At 71.1% G+C, this 19,555-nt stretch carries 19 protein-coding genes; 7 read left to right on the forward strand and 12 right to left on the reverse strand.

The annotated features are described in order from the left end of the window. Window positions 1-278 precede the first annotated feature (278 nt). Window positions 279-1,721, forward strand: coding sequence for a M20/M25/M40 family metallo-hydrolase (locus RUR49_RS00565; RefSeq protein ID WP_409144379.1), 1,443 nt, complete (start codon window positions 279-281; stop codon window positions 1,719-1,721). 121 nt (window positions 1,722-1,842) lie between these two features. Further along, window positions 1,843-3,354, forward strand: a complete 1,512-nt coding sequence (locus tag RUR49_RS00570; protein WP_409144380.1) for a M20/M25/M40 family metallo-hydrolase — start codon at window positions 1,843-1,845, stop codon at window positions 3,352-3,354. A 9-nt stretch (window positions 3,355-3,363) separates the two neighbouring features. Here RUR49_RS00570 and RUR49_RS00575 read toward each other — a convergent pair whose 3' ends face one another. Next, the gene (locus tag RUR49_RS00575) at window positions 3,364-4,071 is read right to left on the reverse strand and encodes a HisA/HisF-related TIM barrel protein (RefSeq protein WP_409144381.1); all 708 of its coding nucleotides are present in this window, start codon (window positions 4,069-4,071) and stop codon (window positions 3,364-3,366) included. 3 nt (window positions 4,072-4,074) lie between these two features. Here RUR49_RS00575 and RUR49_RS00580 point away from each other — a divergent pair, with 3 nt between their 5' ends. Further along, window positions 4,075-5,136 carry a hydantoinase/oxoprolinase family protein gene (locus RUR49_RS00580; RefSeq protein ID WP_409144382.1) on the forward strand — a complete coding sequence of 354 codons (1,062 nt, stop codon included), beginning with the start codon at window positions 4,075-4,077 and terminating at the stop codon, window positions 5,134-5,136. Here RUR49_RS00580 and RUR49_RS00585 read toward each other — a convergent pair. The 11 genes from RUR49_RS00585 to RUR49_RS00635 all read right to left on the reverse strand — a co-directional run bounded on the left by RUR49_RS00585 (window position 5,133) and on the right by RUR49_RS00635 (window position 15,288). Next, window positions 5,133-7,040 (reverse strand): adenylate/guanylate cyclase domain-containing protein, encoded by a 1,908-nt coding sequence (locus RUR49_RS00585; protein ID WP_409144383.1) that lies wholly within the window; start codon window positions 7,038-7,040, stop codon window positions 5,133-5,135. The two genes, RUR49_RS00580 and RUR49_RS00585, sit on opposite strands and share 4 nt — an antisense overlap. Before the next feature lie 35 nt (window positions 7,041-7,075). Beyond that, window positions 7,076-8,056 carry a YncE family protein gene (locus RUR49_RS00590; RefSeq protein ID WP_409144384.1) on the reverse strand — a complete coding sequence of 327 codons (981 nt, stop codon included), beginning with the start codon at window positions 8,054-8,056 and terminating at the stop codon, window positions 7,076-7,078. Then, window positions 8,056-8,604: an SRPBCC family protein gene (locus RUR49_RS00595; protein ID WP_409144385.1), complete on the reverse strand. Its 549-nt coding sequence runs from the start codon at window positions 8,602-8,604 to the stop codon at window positions 8,056-8,058. The genes RUR49_RS00590 and RUR49_RS00595 overlap by 1 nt, the downstream gene beginning before the upstream one ends. Window positions 8,605-8,640: 36 nt before the next feature. Then, on the reverse strand, window positions 8,641-9,228 hold the full coding sequence (locus RUR49_RS00600) for a DUF447 domain-containing protein (protein WP_409144386.1): 588 nt from the start codon (window positions 9,226-9,228) through the stop codon (window positions 8,641-8,643). Window positions 9,229-9,232: 4 nt separating this feature from the next. Next, window positions 9,233-10,636, reverse strand: coding sequence for a DUF6513 domain-containing protein (locus RUR49_RS00605; RefSeq protein ID WP_409144387.1), 1,404 nt, complete (start codon window positions 10,634-10,636; stop codon window positions 9,233-9,235). An 8-nt stretch (window positions 10,637-10,644) separates the two neighbouring features. Beyond that, window positions 10,645-11,262 (reverse strand): flavoprotein, encoded by a 618-nt coding sequence (locus RUR49_RS00610; RefSeq protein ID WP_409144388.1) that lies wholly within the window; start codon window positions 11,260-11,262, stop codon window positions 10,645-10,647. Between the two features lie 77 nt (window positions 11,263-11,339). Further along, complete coding sequence (locus RUR49_RS00615; RefSeq protein ID WP_409144389.1) at window positions 11,340-12,056, reverse strand: (5-formylfuran-3-yl)methyl phosphate synthase; 717 nt, start codon at window positions 12,054-12,056, stop codon at window positions 11,340-11,342. After that, on the reverse strand, window positions 12,053-12,865 hold the full coding sequence (locus RUR49_RS00620; protein WP_409144390.1) for an ABC transporter ATP-binding protein: 813 nt from the start codon (window positions 12,863-12,865) through the stop codon (window positions 12,053-12,055). The genes RUR49_RS00615 and RUR49_RS00620 overlap by 4 nt, the downstream gene beginning before the upstream one ends. Next, a complete protein-coding gene (locus RUR49_RS00625; protein WP_409144391.1) occupies window positions 12,853-13,623 on the reverse strand; it encodes an ABC transporter permease in 771 nt (256 codons plus the stop codon). The genes RUR49_RS00620 and RUR49_RS00625 overlap by 13 nt, the downstream gene beginning before the upstream one ends. Before the next feature lie 40 nt (window positions 13,624-13,663). Next, complete coding sequence (locus tag RUR49_RS00630; RefSeq protein WP_409144392.1) at window positions 13,664-14,680, reverse strand: ABC transporter substrate-binding protein; 1,017 nt, start codon at window positions 14,678-14,680, stop codon at window positions 13,664-13,666. 53 nt (window positions 14,681-14,733) lie between these two features. Next, on the reverse strand, window positions 14,734-15,288 hold the full coding sequence (locus RUR49_RS00635) for a DUF3280 domain-containing protein (protein ID WP_409144393.1): 555 nt from the start codon (window positions 15,286-15,288) through the stop codon (window positions 14,734-14,736). 297 nt (window positions 15,289-15,585) lie between these two features. Here RUR49_RS00635 and RUR49_RS00640 point away from each other — a divergent pair, with 297 nt between their 5' ends. The 4 genes from RUR49_RS00640 (at window position 15,586) to RUR49_RS00655 (ending at window position 19,528) form a co-directional block, all read left to right on the forward strand. Beyond that, complete coding sequence (locus tag RUR49_RS00640) at window positions 15,586-16,809, forward strand: ABC transporter substrate-binding protein (protein ID WP_409144461.1); 1,224 nt, start codon at window positions 15,586-15,588, stop codon at window positions 16,807-16,809. A 76-nt stretch (window positions 16,810-16,885) separates the two neighbouring features. Further along, window positions 16,886-17,866 (forward strand): YVTN family beta-propeller repeat protein, encoded by a 981-nt coding sequence (locus tag RUR49_RS00645; RefSeq protein WP_409144394.1) that lies wholly within the window; start codon window positions 16,886-16,888, stop codon window positions 17,864-17,866. Window positions 17,867-17,918: 52 nt separating this feature from the next. Then, window positions 17,919-18,692, forward strand: a complete 774-nt coding sequence (locus RUR49_RS00650) for an ABC transporter ATP-binding protein (RefSeq protein ID WP_409144395.1) — start codon at window positions 17,919-17,921, stop codon at window positions 18,690-18,692. Further along, a complete protein-coding gene (locus RUR49_RS00655; RefSeq protein ID WP_409144396.1) occupies window positions 18,689-19,528 on the forward strand; it encodes an ABC transporter permease in 840 nt (279 codons plus the stop codon). The genes RUR49_RS00650 and RUR49_RS00655 overlap by 4 nt, the downstream gene beginning before the upstream one ends. The last annotated feature ends 27 nt before the right edge of the window (window positions 19,529-19,555 follow it).

A 19,555-nucleotide genomic window follows, 5' to 3' on the forward strand; every position in this document is an offset into this window, starting at 1 on the left:
GGAACACCGTCGCAGTCGTCCCGGCCTCCTCACCAACCGACGCCTCGGTGCAAGGCGGCTCGGTCGGCTTGCTCATAAACGCCGGCACGAGGGGGCGGTTCCCGGCTGGTGACGGCGAACGCTAATTATTTGTACGGGCACCGGGGCCGCCTCGCCGGGGCGACTACAATCCCATGATCTACAAAGAAGAATCCCCGATGCGTGATACTGGCCCCTCGCCGCAAGCCACCGAACCGACGGGACGGCTCCGTCGCGCCGCCCTGGCCACGGCCGCGGCCGTGCTGGCCCTGCCTCTCGTCGCTCTCGCCGGCCCCGTTCGTCCGGCCGTCGCCGACACCGTCGCCACGATGGAGCGCCATCTCGACGCCCTGCAGACGATCGCCGACCAGAACAACGGCAACCGCGCCGCCGGCAGTTCGGGCTACAGGGCATCGGTCGACTATGCCGCCAAGGTGCTTGAGAAGGCCGGCTACGATGTCACGCGGCAGCGCTTCGAGATCACCACCTATCGCCTGACGGAGCGCCCGGCGGTGGCGGTCGTACGCCCCGAGAAGCAGCGCCTGCGCGAACGGAAGGACTATCTCGTCGCCAACTTCTCGGGATCAGCGTCTCTGCAGCGGCCGGTCGTGCCGGCCGGTGGCACCCGCGTGCCACCGCCCGCCGACGGAAAGGGCCTGAAGAGCGGTTGCAGCGCCGACGACTTCCCGGCCGAGACGCGCGGCGCCATCGCCCTCGTGCAGCGCGGCGGCTGCATGCTCACGCAGAAGTTCGAGAACGCCCAGCGAGCGGGGGCCAGGGCGATGCTGCTCTTCAACAGCGGCCTCCCGGGCGAGAAGGAGGTGGTGACGATCACCGCCGAGAACGGCAACACGCTGCCCATCGTCTTCCTCAGCTACCGGGCCGGCCGCGACCTGTTGCGCAGCGCCGAGGCGCGCCGCACCGTCGTCCGCCTCGACATCCGCGGGAAGGTGCTGACGAAGCCGACGTGGAACCTCATCGCCGACAGCCGTGGCGGCGATCCCGAGCGCACGCTGGTGGTCGGCGGCCATCTCGACTCCGTCCCCGATGGCCCCGGGATCAACGACAACGGCTCCGGCATCGCTCTGGTGCTGGTGGCGGCGCAGCAGATGGCGGAACGCGGGGAGAAGCCGCGCAACCGGGTGCGTTTCGCACTCTGGGCGGCCGAGGAAATGGGCCTGCTCGGCTCGGTCCACTACGTCACGACACTGCCGAAGCACGAGCGCCAGCGGATCTTCGCGTATCTGAACTTCGACATGGTCGCCTCGCCGAACTATGTCCGGTTCGTCGACGAGACCCTCGCAAACCCGGCGTCGGTAGCGATCGGTGACGACTTCCGTGCCGCGTTCAAGCGCAAAGGCCTCGTCTCCGCGCACTTCGATTCTGGCGGACGCACCGACACCTTCGCCTTCATCGAGGCGGGCATTCCTGCGGCCGGGCTGTTCTCTGGCGCGGAGGGCGAGAAGACGAAATCGCAGCAGAAGCGCTACGGTGGCCGCGCCGGCGAGCCTTACGACGCCTGCTATCACCAGCCCTGCGACACCATCGACAACATCAATCGGCGGGCGCTGCGCGAGTTTTCCTCGGCGGCGCTGACGGTGGTCGGAGAGATGGCGCGACGGAAACCGGCGGTGCCCGAGGCGACCGCTGCCAGAACACTGTCGTCATCGCCACGCTACAAGGGGCCATACGCGTTGTACTGACCACCCGCGATTTCGTCTCCGGGGCGCCACCTCGCCGGGGCTGACGCGAAGATGCCCGTTTCGACCGCAGAGGCGCTCCGACGGCGTGCCTGTGATGATTGACCAGCGAGGGATATGCGAGATGTCCAAGGGCCCCGCGCAGCGCAGCCTCGTCGCGCTTGCGTTCGCCGTGCTTGCTCCCGCGACGTTCGGACTTCCCGCCGCCGCTCAGACGGCGCCGTCCGACACCGTGGCCACCATGGAGCGCCATCTCGACGCCCTGCAGACGATCGCCGACGAGAATGGCGGCAACCGCGCCGCCGGCACGCCCGGCTACCGGGCGTCGGTCGACTATGCGGCGAAGGTGCTGGAGCGCGCCGGCTACGCGGTGACGCGCCAGCGTTTCGAGGTGAAGACGTTCGAACTGACGCGCAAGCCGGTGGTGGCCAAGGTGCGGCCGGAAGCCCGCCGCCTGCGGGACGGCAAGGACTACCTCGTCTTCGACTATTCCGGATCCGCCGAGATTCAGGGCCCGGTGGTGCCGGCCCGCGGCATCCGCGTGCCACCGCCAGCGAACGGCAAGGGTCTTGCGAGCGGCTGCAGCGCCGACGATTTCCCCGCCGAGACGCGCCACGCCATCGCGCTCGTGCAGCGGGGCGGCTGCTTCTTCACCGACAAGATCGAGAACGCCCGCCGAGCCGGCGCCAAGGCGATCCTCATCTTCAACACCGGCCTCGACGGCGAGACGGCGCCGCTCTCCGTCACCGCGGGCGAGGACAACGACCTGCCGGCAGTCTTCCTGAGCTATGGCGCCGGTCGCGACCTCTATCGCAGCGCCCGCCAGCGCCGCACCGTCGTCCGCCTCGACATCCGCGGGACCATCAAGACCAAGGCGACGTGGAACGTCATCGCCGACACGGCGGAAGGCGACCCGGACCGGACGCTGGTGGTGGGCGCCCACCTCGATTCCGTGCCGGAAGGCCCCGGCATCAACGACAACGGCTCCGGCACGGCGTTGGTGCTGGCAGCCGCCGAGGACCTCGCCAAACGCTCCACGAAGCCGCGCAACCGCGTCCGCTTCGCCCTTTGGGCGGCCGAGGAGATCGGGCTGCTGGGCTCCACCCACTACGTCCTTTCGCTGTCGAAGCGCGAACGGGCCCGGATCTTCGCCTATCTCAACTTCGACATGGTCGGCTCGCCGAACTATGTCCGCTTCATCGACCGCACCCGCGGCGACGCCCGGTCGGAGGCGATCGGCGCCCTCTTCGAGAAGGCGTTCGCGCGGCGCGGCCTCGGCGCCGGGCACGTCAACTCCAAGGGAATGACGGATACCGCCTCGTTCCTCGAGGCCGGCATCCCGACCGCAGGGCTGTTCGCCGGGACCGACGACCTGAAGACGAAGTCGCAGCAGCGCCGCTACGGCGGCACCGCCGGCGAGCCGTACGACGCCTGCTATCACCGCGCCTGCGACACCACCGAGAACATCAGCCGCCGCGCCCTCGAGGAGTTCTCCGACGCGGCCCTCAGGGTGATCCGCCAGATGGCGCGCCGGAAGCCGTCGCAGATCTTCGCCACCACGTCGGTGGAGATGGCCGCGCCGGCAGCGACTGCCGAGCCCGAGCTCCTCTACCGCGGTCCTTACGCCCTGCGCTGACGGCGGGCGTCAGCCCCAGCGGGCGAGGTCGGCGGCGCGGATGCGGCCGTCGTGCAGGGCGGTCGCGATCAGCGCCCCGGCGATGCCGGCCTCGGCGAGCGCCGCGAGGTCGTCCGGCCCGCGCACGCCGCCGGCGGCGAACACCCGGCGCGCGCCAGCGCGATCTTTCACATCGGCGAGGCGGGCCATGTCGGGCCCGCTGCCGGTGCCGACGCGGGCGAGCGTCATGACGATCAGCGTGTCCGGCCACAGCGCCGGGTCCGACCACAGCGCCGGCGGGCCCGCGAACGCCTCACCGTGGAAGTCGAGAGACAGCGCCACGGGCACGCCGGCCTGCTCCAGCCGCACAGCGAGGCCGAGGTCGTCCGCCGCCTGGCTCTCGCTGCCGATCACCACCCGCCCGGCCCCCCAGCCGCGAGCGGCCCGCACGGCCGCCTCGCCCGCCACGCCGGCGTCGAGCCAGAGTTCGGCCGTCGGCGCGGCCGCCGCCATCGCCGCGGCGGCCTCGACATTCGGCGCGCCGCGCTCGATCGCATCGAGGTCGGCGACGTAGACGGCGCGGAACGGGAACAGGCTCATCAGGCCAGCGAGAGCCGTCACCGGCTCGGGCGTCGTCACCAGGGGGCTCGACAGCGGCGCATAGTTCGCGCGATCACCGGCGCGGGCCTGCACGGCGATGCCGTTGCGGATGTCGACGACCGGGACGACGGTGAACACGGGATGGACCACCCTCTGAAGGCCACTGCAACGGCCGTCGCCGGTCTGGACGTCGGCGGCGCCCACGTCAAGGCGGCGCGCCTGGAGGGCGGGCGCATCGTCGCGGTGGTGCAGATCGCCTCGCCGCTGTGGCAGGGAATCGGCCGGCTGGAGGCCGCGCTCGCCGAGGCGCGGGCGTTCGTCGGAGCCGTCGACCGCATCGGCGTCGTCATCACCGCCGAGCTCGCCGACACCTTCGAGAGCCGCCACGACGGTGTCGCACAGGTGGTGCGGCGGATCGGCGAGGCGTTCCAGGGCATGCCGGTCTCGCTCTACGCCGGCCCGGATGGCCTTATCCCCCTCGCCAACGCCGCCGGCCACGTCCGCGGCGTCGCCTCAGCGAACTGGCACGCGACCGCGAATCTCGTGGCACGAGTGCTGCCGGACGCCCTCCTCGTCGACATCGGCTCGACCACGGCAGATCTCGTGCCCGTCCGCGCCGGCACCGTCGCCGCCGCCGGCTACAGCGACGCCGAGCGCCTCGCCGCCGGCGAGCTCGTCTACACCGGAGCGACGCGCACCTCGCTGATGGCGGTGGCCGACCGAGTGCCGTTCGGCGGCGCCTGGCAGCCGCCGATGAACGAACACTTCGCCGCCATCGGCGATGTCCACCGGATCACCGGCGCCCTGCCAGACGGCGTCGACCAGCACGCCACCGCCGACGCCCGTGGCCAGTCCGTCGCGGAAAGCCGCGCCCGCCTCGCCCGCCTGCTCGGCCGCGACACGGAGGACGCCTCGGAGGGGGAATGGCGCGCTGTCGCCGGGTACCTCGCCGAGCTGCAGTTGCGCACCCTGCACGACGCCGCGGCCCAGGTGTTGTCGCGCACGCCGCTGCCGGATGGAGCCCCGCTCGTGACCGCGGGGATCGGCGCGTTCTTGGCAGAGCGGCTGGCGGCCCGGCTGGAGCGGCCGGTCGTGCCGTTCGCGGGGCTGCTGCCGGTCGAGGCGGAAGCCGCCGAATGGGCAAGCCGCGCCGCCCCGGCCGTGGCGGTGGGGCTGCTCGCCGCCGCGGGTCGGCCCCCCTAACCCGCCCGCACCTCGTAGATCTCGACCGGCTCGGCGCGGCCCTTCGCCTGCACTTCGCCGAGGGGGCGGAAGGTGACACCGCCGGTGGCGTGGTCCCGCACCTGCCGGCTCGCCAGGATGGTGGTGCCGTATGCCTTGTTGATGCCCTCGAGCCGCGAGGCGACGTTCACGGTGTCGCCGATCGCCGTGTACTGCAGGCGGTCGGCCGCCCCCATGCTGCCGACGACGGCCGTGCCAGTGTGGAGGCCGAAACGGGTGACCAGCACCGGCTTGCCGAGCGCCGCCTCAGCGGCGTTGTAGGCCTCGATGCGGGCGGCGAGCGACAGCGCGCAGGCGAGCGCGTGGTCGACGTGGTGCGGGTCCTCGATCGGCGCGTTCCACATCGCGTAGACGGAGTCGCCGAGGAACTGGATGATGGCGCCACCGTGGTCGCGGATGCAGCCGCTCATCACGTCGAAATAGGCCGACAGCATCGCCACCACCGCCTCGGGCTCGTGGGTCTCGCAGATCGTCGTGAAGTCGCGGATGTCGGTGAACATCACCGTCACCTCGCGCCGTTCCGCCACCCGCCCGCTGAAGCGACCGCCGCCGACGAGGAGGCGCACCACCTCGCTCGGCACGTAGAGGGCGAAGGAGCGCACGGCGTTGCGCGCCGCCGTCATGGCGCTGGCGAGCGCCATCACCTCGCTGATGCGCGAATTGATCGGCGGGCCCGGCTCGAGGTCGAGCGCCTCGAAGCGCTGCGCCTGCCGGGTGAGGGCGGCGAGCGAGCGGCTGATGGCGATGGCGACCAGCAGCGCCGCCAGGATGCCGGCGAACAGCACGCCGGCGGCGATCGCCACCCCCTGTTGCAGCAGCGCGATGGTGTCGGCGGTGAAGTCGGATTCCGGCGCCGCCACGACGACCGTCGCACCCTCGGCGAGCGTGCCCGCGCCGCCGCCCGAGAGGTGGATCAGCCACGCCTGGCCCTTGTACTGGAAGGTCTGCAGCAGCGTCTCGCCGGGCTGGCGCTCGGACAACATCGTCTGGGCGACCTTGACCAGCCCGGCTTCCGGCAGGGCGCGCAGCTCGGCCATGCCGTCGCGCGAGCCGATCGCATCGGGAAGCTGGTCGGCGATCTGGCGGTTCGAATGGACGACGAGGCGGCCGTTGCGGTCGAAGACGAAGGCCTCGGCATGGCGCGACAGGCGGGCGTCGACGAGAAAGGCGCCGATGGTGTCGAGCAGCACGTCGACCGAGACGATGCCACCGTCAGGGCCCGACGTGACCCGTGACAGGCTGATGCCGACGGAGCCGGTCGTCGCCATGGCGTAGGGCCCGCTGAGCGCCGGTCCCGGTGCCGCGGCCAACGCCGCCCGGTACCACGGCCGGCCGCGGGGATCGTACCGGGTCGGCCGTTCCGGCGATGCGCCGAGGCGCGCGCCGGCACCATCGAAGTAGGTCCAGCTCTCGGTGGCGGTATCGGCGCCGGTGCGCCGGATCAGCCTGAGGGCGGTGACGGCCGCCTCCGGCGCCCCCGAGGCGCGCCGCCAGCCGTCGTCGTCGAGCTTCACCGCCTGCAGGAAGCCGCCATCCGGATAACCGACGTGGGCGGTGTCGATCTCGGGCGCGGCGGTCAGCATGCGCAGCAACATGCCCTGCTTGCCCGCCATGTCGGCGTCGACGGGCGCGGCAAACTGCACCGCGGCACTCGCCAGCGTCACCGGGGCGAGGCTGCCGGCGACGAGGTCGGACAGGCGGTCTGAGACCCGCTCGGCGAGCAGCTGCATCTGCCGGCGGGCGCCCTCGAGCGCCGTTTCCTGGCCCTGGCCGTAGGCGAGCAGCACGAGTGGCGTCGCCACCGCCAGCAGCAGCCCGACGATGAGGACCGCGAGGTGGATGCGCAGCGACTGCGTCCACCGCAACGGAGCCCCGGCCCCTCCGAGAGACCGGTCCCCGCTCACCGGCTGCGCCGCAGGAAGGTCCCGAAGGCGCGCGGGCCGTCGCCGACGCGCACCTCCGCCACCACCGCGAGCGTCTCCGGGTCGATCACCGACAGGGCGTTGGAGAACCAGTTGGCGACGACGATCCGGCCGTCGCTCGCCGTTTCGATGCCTTCCGGGTACTCGCCGACGCCGATCGCACCGAGCGGCTTCAGGGTGGCCAGGTCGAAGGCGGTCACCGTCTCGGCGTACTGGTCGGTGGCGAAGCCACGGCCGGCCGAGAGCGCGACTGCATACGGCCGCTCGCCGACCGGCACCGTCCCCACCGCCCGGCGCGCGGCAATGTCGATGACCGTGACATCGTTGGAGCCTACGTTCGCCGTGTAGGCGCGCCGGCGGTCGGCATCGATGGTGACGCCGAACGGGCGCGTGCCGACCTTCACCACGCCAACCACGGCGAGGCTCGCCGCGTCGATGATGGAGACCTGGTCGGCGTCGCGGTCGGCGGTGAGGATCAGCCTTCCGTCCGGCGTGACGGCAACGCCCGACGGCGAGGCCCCGACCGGGACCGTGGCCGTGACCGCGCCAGCGTCAGGATCGACCACCCACAGCCGCGCCCCGTACCAGTCGGCGACGTAGACCGGCGCACCGTCCGGATGCACGGCGACGCCGAGCGGGCCGCCGTCGAGCGCAATCCGCCGCACGACTGTGCGGGCCGCCGTGTCGAGCACGGTTAGGTACTTGCCCTCCGGGCTCGTCACGTAGGCGCGCGCACCGTCGCGCGAGACCGCGATGCCGGCGGGCCGGCCGCCGATCGGGATCGTCGCCACCACCTGGCCAGCCGCGAGGTCGACGACGCTGACGTCCTCGCTTTCCTGGTTGGTGACGAAGGCCTCATCAGCGGCGGCGGGCGCCGAGACGACGAGCGCCGCCAGGGCGGCGGCGCGCAGCACGCGTGCGGCGAGCGCCATCGCCGGCGAGATCGTCACGGCAGCCATCAGCTGCCCGATTCGATCTTCTTCTTCAGCGCCTCGAGCCCGGACTTGTAGACGGCGGTGACGGCGGCGATCGCCGCGTCGTCGTTGAGCTCGGCCGGCGGATCGTTGTTCGGATAGCCGCGATAGAAGGCGCCGCGCCATTCCACCGTCGAGGTCTTGCCGTCCGGCCCGGGCAGCACGGTGATCGTCGAGGAATAGTTGGTCACCGGCAGCACCTTCACGTCGACCGCGGTGATCCGGTACGAGTAGGACATCTTCGCCGGCTCGTACTTGTAGAGCACCTCGTCGATGGTGCCGTCGTTTGGCAGCGTCAGGCGGCGCGTGGCGTCGATGGCATTGCCGTTCTGGCCTTCCTGCTTCACCACCGCCGGGTGCCAGGACATGTCCTGGAAGTTACCGATCGCCGCCCAGACCTTCTCGGGCGGGGCGTTGATCTCGATGGTCTCGGTGATCTTCTTGCGGGTCGGGCCATGCGCCTCGGCCGGCGGGGCGAGCAGCGGCGCGGCGACGATGGCCGCCAGGGCGACGGCGAACAGGCTCTTCAACATCGGTCGTCTCCTTGGATTGTTCAGGGCAGCGCCGGTTCAGCCGGCGGCGTTGTTGTGGGTCCGGCTGTTGTGCGCCTCGATGCGGTCGATGATCCAGCCCCAGGCTTCGCGCTCGGCCGGACCGGCGGTCTTCTCGATGGCGATCGACAGGTAGGCGATCTCGGTCGCGACCTTCTCCGGCGGCAGCATGGAAAGCCGCGTCGACAGGATCGCCGCCTCCAGCACGGCGTTCTGGGCGCGGTTGTACCCCGGCCACGCCGTGACGGCGACCGTCTCGACCACCCGGCAGCGGAAGCGCGGCCGCTGCGCGTCCTCCACGACGCCGTCGACGGCGAGCTCGAGATGGGCATGGGCGTATTCGCTCGAGAGCCGCCGGCCGGGCACGTGGTCCGCAGGCTCCGTCGGCCAGTCGCGCCGCCCGGTGACGCAGCCGGCGATGACGCGCACGTCGCGCGGCGACGAGGCGACGGCGAAGGGGTTCTCGGAGAGGTTGGCGATCGCCGGTGACGGGCGGAACGGCGCGAGCACCCAGGCATCCCCGTCGGCGATCAGCCCGTAAGGGGCGATGTGCGGGACGCCAGCGGCATCGGTGGTGACCACGACCGTTTCGAGGATGAAGGCCATCGCCTCACTCTCTCCGCTCGCGGCCGGCGCGCAAGGTGTGGCCGGCCTCCTGCAGGCGCGTCTCGTCGCCGCGCGGGCGTGGCGGCGCGGCGACGCCGAAGTCGAGCCCCTCGTCCTGGGCGTAGCGCTTGCCGAGCCGCCAGGCGATCTCGGCACGGGCGAGTTCGGCGCCGAGATAGAAGGCGTGCGCCCCGTCCGCCTCGACGCCGAGCTTCGGGAAGGCGTCGAAGGCATCGGTGACGACGTGGTGGCCGTCGCGGTTGAAGACGTGGATGCCGTCCTCCGCCACCTCGATGCGGTAATTGCGGTCGCGCACGGCCCCGGCGAGCGCGTCGATCTCGGCGGGCGTACTCGCGAACGGCAGCCGGTCGTGTAGCCCGAGCAGCATCTCGCCGTAGCCCTTCGGCAAAGCCGCGTCGCGGTGGGCGGCGTAGAGGATGCGGCGGGCGGCATCGTGCTCGGCCACCGTGGTGCGGGTGTGCGGGCTCACTTGCACGATCAGCGCGTTGCGGATCGAAAGCTCCGAGGCGATGCCGAGGAGGATCGCCGTGATGCCCGTGGTGTCCGCCTCGGTGAGTTCGGTGAGATTGCCGGTGCCCATCAGCATCTCGACCTCCGGCCGGGCGCGGCGGAAGGCGGCATAGCGCTCGATGGAGGCGGTGAAGCCGAAGTGGATCGGGTCGAGCACCGGGTCGGCGAGGAACGGCCGCCCCGCCGCCGTCAACTGGTCCGTTGACCGGACCAGTGAGGCGAGGTCGCCGGGCTCGGCCGGGATCAGCACCGGCGTCGCGGCGATCTCGTCGAGGTGGGAGAGCGTCGCCTCGCTGAGGCTGAGCACGAAGTCGCAGCCGGCCTTGGCACCGCGCACGAGGTCGGCCGGATCGCCGGAATCGACGCTGACCAGGAAGCCCGCCGCCTTCAGCGCCCGCACCGTCTCCTCGAGATGGGGAAACGGCGTGCCGGGCAGGCAGCCGATGTCGACGACGTCGCCGCCGGCGTCGCGATCTCGCTGCGCGCGGGCGACGATCGCCTCGACCGACATCGACGTCGCCTCGACGAGCTCGACGAACAGCCGGAGGTCGTGACGCGACAGGTCCGGCGGCTGGCCACCGCGGCCAAGCCAGCGCGGCAGGTCGGCGATCTCCTCCGGCCCGCGCTCGAACGGCACGCCGAAGCGCCCCGTCAGGGCTGCGAGGTCGACGCGGGCGCGGCCGGGCAGGATGACGCGGCTCGCCCCTTCCGGCAGCGACAGGCGGCGGTTGAGGATTTCCTCCGTCATCAGCGCGGCGACCTTCACGCCGGCGTCGAGGATCGTCCAATCGAACTCGTCGCGCCCGATCGCGGCCATCGTCCGCTCCAGCCTGGGGCGGGCGAGGTGGCCGGTGACGAAGACGAGGTGGTCCGCCATCGCGACGGTCAGGCGAGCTTCCGGCGCCGCATCGCCGCCGTCAGCTCGTCCAGCGTCTCGACCACTTCGGTGTCCTCGAAGCTGCGCAGCCGCTCGACGTTCTCGAGGTCGACGCGGCGCGGATAGACCTTCACCATCCCCTTCGGCGCCATCGTGTCCATCTCCGGCGCGGTGTCGCAGGCGAACACGATCGTCGGCACCCGGCACTTGCCGGCGTGGGCGAAGACGTTGGTCGCGAGCGTGTCGGAGATGCCGTAGACGCATTTGGCCACCGTGTTCGAGGTGGCCGGGCCGATGATCGCGGTGTGGTAGTCGCCGTAATAGAACCGCCCGATCGGCGCGGCGCTGGCCGTGGTGTCCTTGATGACGCGCACCGACGGCGGCAGCGTGTCGAGGCGCTGCTTGTACATGCTGACGACCTCGGCCGCCGCCTTGGAGACGAACAGGTCGACTTCGCCCGCCGCGGCGACGAGTTCCAGCGTCTCGGTGAAATAGTGGCCGGAGCCGGTCAGCGCCCAGGCAAGGCGCGGCAGCACCAGCCCCGTCGACCGCTTGCGCGATGCCTTCGCCGGGCGGCTCGAGGCAGCCTGGTCCGCGGCGGGCGACGGGGGCGCGGGGTCAGGCATGAGGCTCTCCGGTGCGGCGGCGCGGAACAGGTCGGGGACGACACTGTTGCCGTGCCACGCCCGCCGGCCGGGCGCAATCAGGCGGCATAGGGACGGGCGGCGGCAGCCAGCGCCGCGACCAGGGCGGCGACGCGGCCGGCGTCGAGCGGCGCCGTGCGGTCGGGGCCAGCGGTGGCGGCACCGCGGACGCCGACGAGCTCCGGCGATAGGGCCGCGAGCGCGGGAATGTCCTCCAGCCGCACCGATCCGGCGAGGCCGCAGAAGAGGCCGGCGGCGCGGCATGCCGCCACCACCGCGGCGAGATCCGTGGGGTCGAGGTGGTCGAGCAGGCGGCCGGTGCGCTTGCCGGCCGTGTCCACGACGAGGCCATGGAAGCCAGCGTCGGCCAGCGGTGCGATCAGTCCGGCGTCGAAGCCGTGGTCGGCGAACAGCACGCCGACGAGACGCGTCTGCGCGCCGAGGCCGAGGCCGAGCGTCTCGATCAGCGCCCGCCGTCCCGCGCCAGGAAAAAGTCCGACCTTGACGTAGTCGACCCCGGTCTCGGCGACCGCGGTGGCGGCGGCGAGCACGGCGGCGGGGTCGTCCGGGGAGACGTCGCCGGTGGTGGCGCTGACCGGCCGGCGACGGCCGACGGCGGCCACGGCGCGGCGCATCTCGTCCACCGCCACCATGCCGAGCGCGCCCTCACGCGGTTCCTTGAGGTCGATGACATCGGCGCCGGCGGCCAGCGCCACCAGCGCCTCCTCGGCGTCGCGGGCGCTGACGAGCAGGCGTGTAGGGCCGCCGGGTCTCACCGCCGCCCCTCCAGCGCACCCCCGGCCGGGCGGTCGCCGCCGACGGGAACGAGCACGGGGTGACCCTCGGCGAACAGGCGGGCATGCACGGCGGCGCGGACTGTCGCGTCGCGGCGGCCGCTCGCGTCGAGGCCGATGCGGACGTCGCGGACGATCGAGACCGGACTGCCGGCGACCTCGATCAGCCGGTCCGCCAGCATCACCGTCTCGCGGGTGTCGTGGGTGACGAACAGCACCGTGGCCGGCCGCACGGCGAGAAGGTCGAGCAGCAGCAGCCGCAGCCGTTCGGCCGTCGCCTCGTCGAGCGACACGAACGGCTCGTCCATCAGCAGCACATCGGGCTCGGTGGCGAAGGCGCGGGCGAGGGCGGCGCGCCGCTGCATGCCGACCGACAGCCGCTCCGGGTGCTGGTCCGCCGCCTCGGTGAGGCCGACGAGGTCGACAAAGCGGTCGACGAGGCCGCGCGCCAACTGCTCCGCATCAAGCGCCAGTGCGACGTTCTCGCGAACGGTGCGCCACGGCAAAAGCCGCGGGTTCTGGAAGACGTAGGCGAAGCGCGGCGACGGCGGCGCCTCGCCGGTGCCGCTGCCGGTCACCGTGCGGACGGCGCCCTGGAAATCGCGGTCGAGGCCGGCGACCATGTTGAGCAGGGTGGTCTTGCCGCAGCCGGACGGGCCGATCAGGGCGACGAAGGAGCCCGGCTCCACCGCCAGCCGGAAATCGCGGTAGAGCAGCCGCTCCGCCGTGGCGCCGACGGCCGGGAACGCCTTGCGATCGATCGCGATGTCGAGGCCGCTCATCGACGCCATCGGTTCGCCGCGCGCTCCCAGGGCTGCAGGATCAGGATCTCGATCGCCTGAACGACGAGGATGAAGGCGATCGCATAGGCGAGGATAGAGGCGACGTCGAACAGTTGAAAGTAGAGATGCAGCTGGAAGCCGACGCCGTTCGAGCGGCCGAGAAGCTCCACCACGAGCACGATCTTCCAGACGAGCGCGAGCCCGGAGCGGGCCGAGGCGGCGAGGAACGGCGCGAGCTGCGGCATCACCACGTGGCGCAGGCGGCGTCGCCAGGAGAAGCGGTAGACGGTCGCCATCTCGTCGAGGTCGCGCGATAGCGCGCGCGCCCCCTCCCGCACCGTGACCGCGACGTTCGGGATCTTGTTGATCGCCACCGCCGTGATGGCGGCAACCTCGGTGAGGCCGAACCAGACGTAGCAGAGGATGATGACGACCAGCGCCGGGATGTTGAGGAGGACGATCAGCCAGCCGTCGAAGAAGCGGTCGGCGCGCGGCGAACGCCCGAGGGCCAGGCCGATGGCGCCGCCGATGAGCATCGCCAGCGAGAACGACACCACCACGCGGCCGAGCGTGATGGCGACGTTGTAGGGGAGCTCACCGGTGGCGCTGTCGCGGACCGCCGCCGCCAGCACGGCGGCGGGGCCCGGCAGCACGCGGCTGTCGATCAGGGCGGCGGCGGTGCCCCAGACCGCCACCAGCGCGGCGAGCGAGACGAGCGTCCAGCCGATGCGCGACAGCGTCGATGACACGCCAGATCCCGTCGCCACCGTCGCCGCCCCGCCCGCAAATCCGCCCCGGGATCCGTCGTCAGGACGACGGCATCCAGAACACCGAGGGCTCGAACGTCGACTTCGGCCCGACCAGCGTCTCGCCGCCGAGCGTCTCCAGCGTCTGGTAGAGCTTGTCGGCGGAGCCGGTATAGGCGGCGGACCAGCCTTCCACCATGCCCTCGCGGTAGCGCGTCTTCAGCGCCGCGAACTCGGCGTCGCTGTCGACCTGCATCAGCGGACGCAGGCGGTCCCACTCGGCGTCGGAGGTGGCGAGCAGGCGGTTCGCCTCGACGACCGACTTCATGAAGCCGGCCACGGCGGCGCCGCGATCGCCGAGCTGCGAGGAGCGCCAGACGAAGCCGACGAGCGGCGGGTTCGGCTCGATCTCGAGCGCGTCCATCATCTCCGGCACGCCGATGATCTGCTTGAGGCCGGAGCCTTCCAGGCGGGCGGCGAAGTGCCAGTAGGTCAGCACCGCGTCGAGGCTGCCATTCTTCAGCTGCTCGTTGAGGAGCGGCGGCGCGCCGAACACCGGCTCGGCGGCCGAGGCGAGGTCGACGCCGGCCTCCTTCTCGCCGTAGCCGCGCAGCAGCAGCCAGCTCTTGTCGAGCGGGCCGCCGGCGACGCCGATCTTCTTGCCGACGAGATCCTTGACGCCCTTGATGTCGCTGTCGCCGCGCACGATGACGGCGCCGAGCGCCGCCGAATAGGGCGCGAACATCATGTCCTCGCCCTCGCCGCGGGCGCGCAGCGCCCAGAACCAGTCGGCGGTGATGAGGTCGACGTCGCCCGCCTGCAGGGCCACCGTGGTGGCATCACGGCCGGCGAGTTCGACGAGCTCCAGCGCGTAGCCGTTCTTGGCGTCGAGGCCGTTCGTCTTGATGACGTCCATCAGCCAGTTGACGGTGCCGAACTTCAAGACCGCGACGCGAATGGCGTCGGCCGCGGCGGCGCGGTCGGCGGTGACCGCGACGGCGAGAAGCGCGACGGCCACCGCGGCCGCGCGCAGGAAGGAGAAGGGCCGCGACAGCGACCGTGCGAAGGCTTGCAGCATCGGACGAACCTCCCTGTTCGTGCTCCGGCCCCGGCGCGCCGCCGGCCCCGGCTTCAGTTCGGCGCGCCGCCGGGCGGGGCGGCGAGCAGTCTCTTGTCGACGAGGAAGCGCAGGCCGCGCTGCCAGGATTCGTCGGTGTTGCCGCGGATCGAGGTCTTGGCGACCTGGACGACGCGGCCGGTCTCGACATCGCGCACATAGATGGCGACGTCGAGGATGAGGTTCGACACCTTCTGCACGATGCCGACCATGCCTTGCGTGGCGCCGAGCTCCTTGGCGAGGTCGATGTCGCAGCCGTTGCAGCCGCGCATTGGCGCGAGGCGCGCATAGTCAGCCTCGACCGGGGTCAGATCGATGATCTCGTAGCGGCCGGAGGCGGCGAGTTGCGCCTTGAGGTCGGCGGTCAGCCTGTCGAGGCGCGCTTCCTGGTCGGCCCGCGCGCCGTCCATCTCGCCCTCCTGGCTGGTGTCGACCAGCTCGAACGGGAAGATGACGACCCTGGTGGGCGTCGTTGCCGCGTCCTGCGCAGCGAGCGCGGGTGTCGCGAGCGTGAGGGCGGCGACCATCGCGATGACCGCGCGGCGCACCCGCGTCGCGGTCGACCGCATGGGGCCGGCCCTCGTCGCCGGTACCGCTCCGACCCTCTGCGCCCTCACGGCGAACCCTCCATCATCCGCGCCCCGTTCCTTTTGGTCGGGAACTTTTGCCAAAGACACATAGAAAGATGATTTCTGAAAAGCAAAGACAATCTCGCTTATTAGCTTCTTAATATCTTTCGAAACTTGATCGCTGTTCCATACATGCTAGATGTCGGGAAAAGTTCAATCGGGAGGTAGGACAGCATGCACCGGTCATTCCGGCAGGAGAAGTTCCGGTCCGCGGCACATCGGACCGGGACGAGCCGCATCGGCGCCGCCCTCGTCGCGGTGGCGCTGGCATCGGCGCCGCTGCCGGCGATCGCTCAGGATGCAGCACCCGCCACGCCTCCCGCGGCAGCCAAGCCTGCCGCCGAGGTCGCCAACGTCAAGATCGCCGTGCTCAAGCAGGCGGTCGATGCGCCGACGCCGCTGTCGCTGCTCGACATCCCGCCCGCCGACGACGGTTTCTCCGGCGCCCGCCTCGCCGCCGAGGACAACAACACCACCGGCCGCTTCATGAAGCAGCACTTCGACATCGTCGAGGTGGAGGTGCCGGTCGGCGGCGACGCCGTGACGGCGCTGAAGGACCTGCTGGCCGAGGACGTCCACTTCATCGTCACGCTGGCACCCGCCGACACCGTGCTGGCGCTCGCCGATGCCGCCGGCGACGAGGCCCTCATCCTCAATGCCGGCGCGCCGGACGACCGCCTGCGCGGCGAGGACTGCCGCGCCAACGTGCTGCACCTCGGGCCGTCGCGCGCCATGCTCGCCGACGCGCTCGCCCAGTTCATGATGTGGAAGCGCTGGGACGAGTGGTTCCTGATCCGCGGCAGCCATCCGAACGATCAGCTCTGGGCGGCGGCGCTGCAGCGGGCGGCGACGCGCTTCGGCGCCAAGGTCGTCGAGGAGCGGGTCTACGAGGACACCGGCGGCTCGCGTCGCACCGATTCCGGCCACGTGCAGGTGCAGAAGCAGATTCCGGTCTTCACCCAGCGCGCCGAGGACCACGACGTCATCGTCGTCGCCGACGAGAGCGAGATCTTCGGCGAGTACCTGCCCTACCGCACCTGGGAGCCGAGCCTCGTCACCGGCTCGGCAGGCCTTGTCCCGGTCAGCTGGCATCCCGCCCACGAGCAGTGGGGCGCGACGCAGTTGCAGAACCGCTTCGTCAAGAAGAACAACCGCACCATGCGGCCGCTCGACTACCAGGCGTGGATGGCGGTGCGCACCATCGGCGAGGCCGCGACCCGCACCAAGTCCGTCGAGTACGCCCCGGTCCGTGACTACATCAAGGGACCAGATTTCAACCTCGCCGCCTTCAAGGGCCAGGCGCTGACCTTCCGGCCGTGGGACGGCCAGTTGCGCCAGCCGGTCATCCTCGGCACGCCGAAGCTGCCGGTCACCGTCTCGCCGCAGGAAGGCTACCTGCACAAGGTCACCGAGCTCGACACCCTCGGCTACGACCAGCCCGAGAGCGCCTGCAAGCTCTGACCGCCAGGGTTTCGGCCACACCATATCGTCCGTCGTCGACGGCCGACCGAAAATGCTTCCAGGGAGGAAACCACCGATGACGACACGCCTCATGACGTATGCCGCCACCGCCCTCCTCGCCGCGACGATGCTGGCCGGCCCGGCCAGTGCCTACACGGTCTATGTCTCGAACGAGAAGGACAACACCGTCACGCTGATCGACTCGACCACCCTCGAGGTGATCAAGACGGTCGACGTCGGCAACCGGCCGCGCGGCATCACCATCTCGCTCGACGGCAAGCACCTCTTCGTCTGCACCAGCGACGACGACACCGTGCAGGTCTACGACGCCAAGACGATGGAGCTGCTCTACGACCTGCCCTCGGGCCCGGATCCGGAGCTGTTCGTGCTCGCCCCCGACGGCAAGCACCTCTACATCGCCAACGAGGACGACGCGCTCGTCACCGTCGTCGACGTCGAGAGCCGCAAGATGGTGGCGGAGATCCCCGTCGGGGTCGAGCCGGAGGGCATGGGCGTGAGCCCCGACGGCAAGTACGTCGTCAACACCTCCGAAACGACCAACATGGCGCACATCATCGACACCGCCACCCACGAGATCGTCGAGAACGTCCTGGTCGATTCGCGCCCGCGCTTCGCCGAGTTCACCCCGGACGGCAAGGAGCTGTGGGTGAGCGCCGAGATCGGCGGCACCGTCTCGGTGATCGACATGGACACCAAGCAGATCACCGAGAAGATCGAGTTCGAGATTCCCGGCGTCGCCAAAGACGCCATCCAGCCGGTCGGCGTGCGCGTCGCCAAGGACGGCAAGAAGGCCCTCGTCGCGCTCGGACCCTCGAACCGCGTCGCGCTCGTCGACGTGCCCACCAAGAAGGTCGAGAAGTACCTGCTCGTCGGCCAGCGCGTCTGGCAGCTCGCCTTCACGCCGGACGGCAAGCTCGCCTTCTCGACCAACGGCAACTCCAACGACGTCTCGGTGATCGACACGGCGTCCTGGGAGGTGACGAAGTCGATCCCCGTCGGCGGCCTGCCGTGGGGCGTCGTCGTCTCGCCGGATTGAGGATCGTCGCCGCCGTCTGACGCGGGACGCATGTTTCGGGTAGCCTAGCGCCATGACGGCATCGGCCAGCGACAGTCCCGCCCTCGTCGTCGAGGGAGTGAGCCACGCCTTCGGCGCCCGCAAGGCGCTGACGGACGTGTCGCTGACGGTGCCGCGCGGCCGCTTCACCGTGCTGCTCGGCCTCAACGGCGCCGGCAAGACGACGCTGTTCTCGCTGGTGACGCGCCTCTACGGCAACGTCTCCGGGTCGATCCGCGTCTGCGGCTACGACGTTCGCCGGACGCCGCGGCCGGCGCTGGCCCGCCTCGGCGTCGTCTTCCAGAGCCGGGCGATCGATTCCGACCTGACGGTGATGGAGAACCTCGTCTACCACGCCGCCCTGCACGGCATCGGCGGCCGGCAGGCGCGGGCGCGGGCGATGCAGATGCTGGAGCGCACCGGCCTCGCCGACCGCGCGAAGGACCGGGCCCGAACGCTGTCGGGCGGCCAGCTGCGCCGCGTCGAGATCGTCCGCGCCATGCTGCACGGGCCGGAACTGCTGCTCCTCGACGAGGCGACCGTCGGCCTCGACGTCGGCGCCCGCCAGGCGATCCTCACCGCGGTGCGGACGCTGGTCGCCGAAGACGGCCTCGGCGTTTTGTGGGCGACGCACCTGATGGACGAGGTGGAGCCGGACGACCGCGTCGTCGTCCTCCACAAGGGCGTCGTGCTCGCCGAGGACTCGGCCGCGGCGATCGTCGCCCGCGCCGGGGTCGCAACCATCCGCGACGCCTTCGTGGCGCTCACCGGCGAGCGGCCCGTGGCGGAACGGGAGGCGGCGGCGTGAGCGGCTTCGTCCCGGCCGGCGGTGGGCGCGGCATCGGTGGCTGGCTCGTCTGCCTCGGCGGCATCGTCTGGCGCGAGGCGCTGCGCTTCGTCCACCAGAAGGAGCGCTTCCTGTCGGCGCTGGTGCGCCCGCTCGTCTGGCTGTTCATCTTCGCCGCCGGCTTCCGCGCCGTGCTCGGCGTGTCGATCGAGCCGCCCTACCAGACCTACGTGCTCTACGAGGTCTACGTGACGCCCGGCCTCGTCGCGATGATCCAGCTGTTCAACGGCATGCAGTCGTCGCTGTCGATGGTCTACGACCGCGAGACCGGCACGATGCGCACGCTGCTCGTCAGCCCCTACCCGCGCTGGTATCTCTTGTCGTCGAAGCTGACGGCCGGCGTCGTCGTCTCGATCTTCCAGGTCTATGCCTTCCTGGCGATCGCCTGGTTCTGGGAGATCCGGCCGCCGTGGATCGGCTACCTCACCGTGCTGCCGGCGCTGGTGCTGTCGGGGCTGATGCTGGGCGCCCTCGGCCTCGTGCTGTCGTCGCTGATCAAGCAGCTCGAGAACTTCGCCGGCGTGATGAACTTCGTCATCTTCCCGATGTTCTTCGCCTCCTCGGCGCTCTATCCGCTGTGGCGGGTGCGCGAGGGCAGCGTGCTCCTCTACGACATCTGCCGCTTCAACCCCTTCACCTACGCCGTCGACCTCATCCGCTTCGCGCTCTACGGGCAGTTCAACCCCTTCGCCTTCGCCGTCGTGGCGGGCACGGCGGCGCTGTTCCTCACCATCGCCATCGTCGCCTATGATCCCTCGCGCGGCATGATGATGCGGCGTGGCGGCGGCGCGGGCTGACGGCGAGCGAACAGCGACGCCACGAGA

Source organism: Pseudoxanthobacter sp. M-2, assembly GCF_046156265.1.
In the GTDB taxonomy this organism is placed as follows: domain Bacteria; phylum Pseudomonadota; class Alphaproteobacteria; order Rhizobiales; family Segnochrobactraceae; genus CAMDHY01.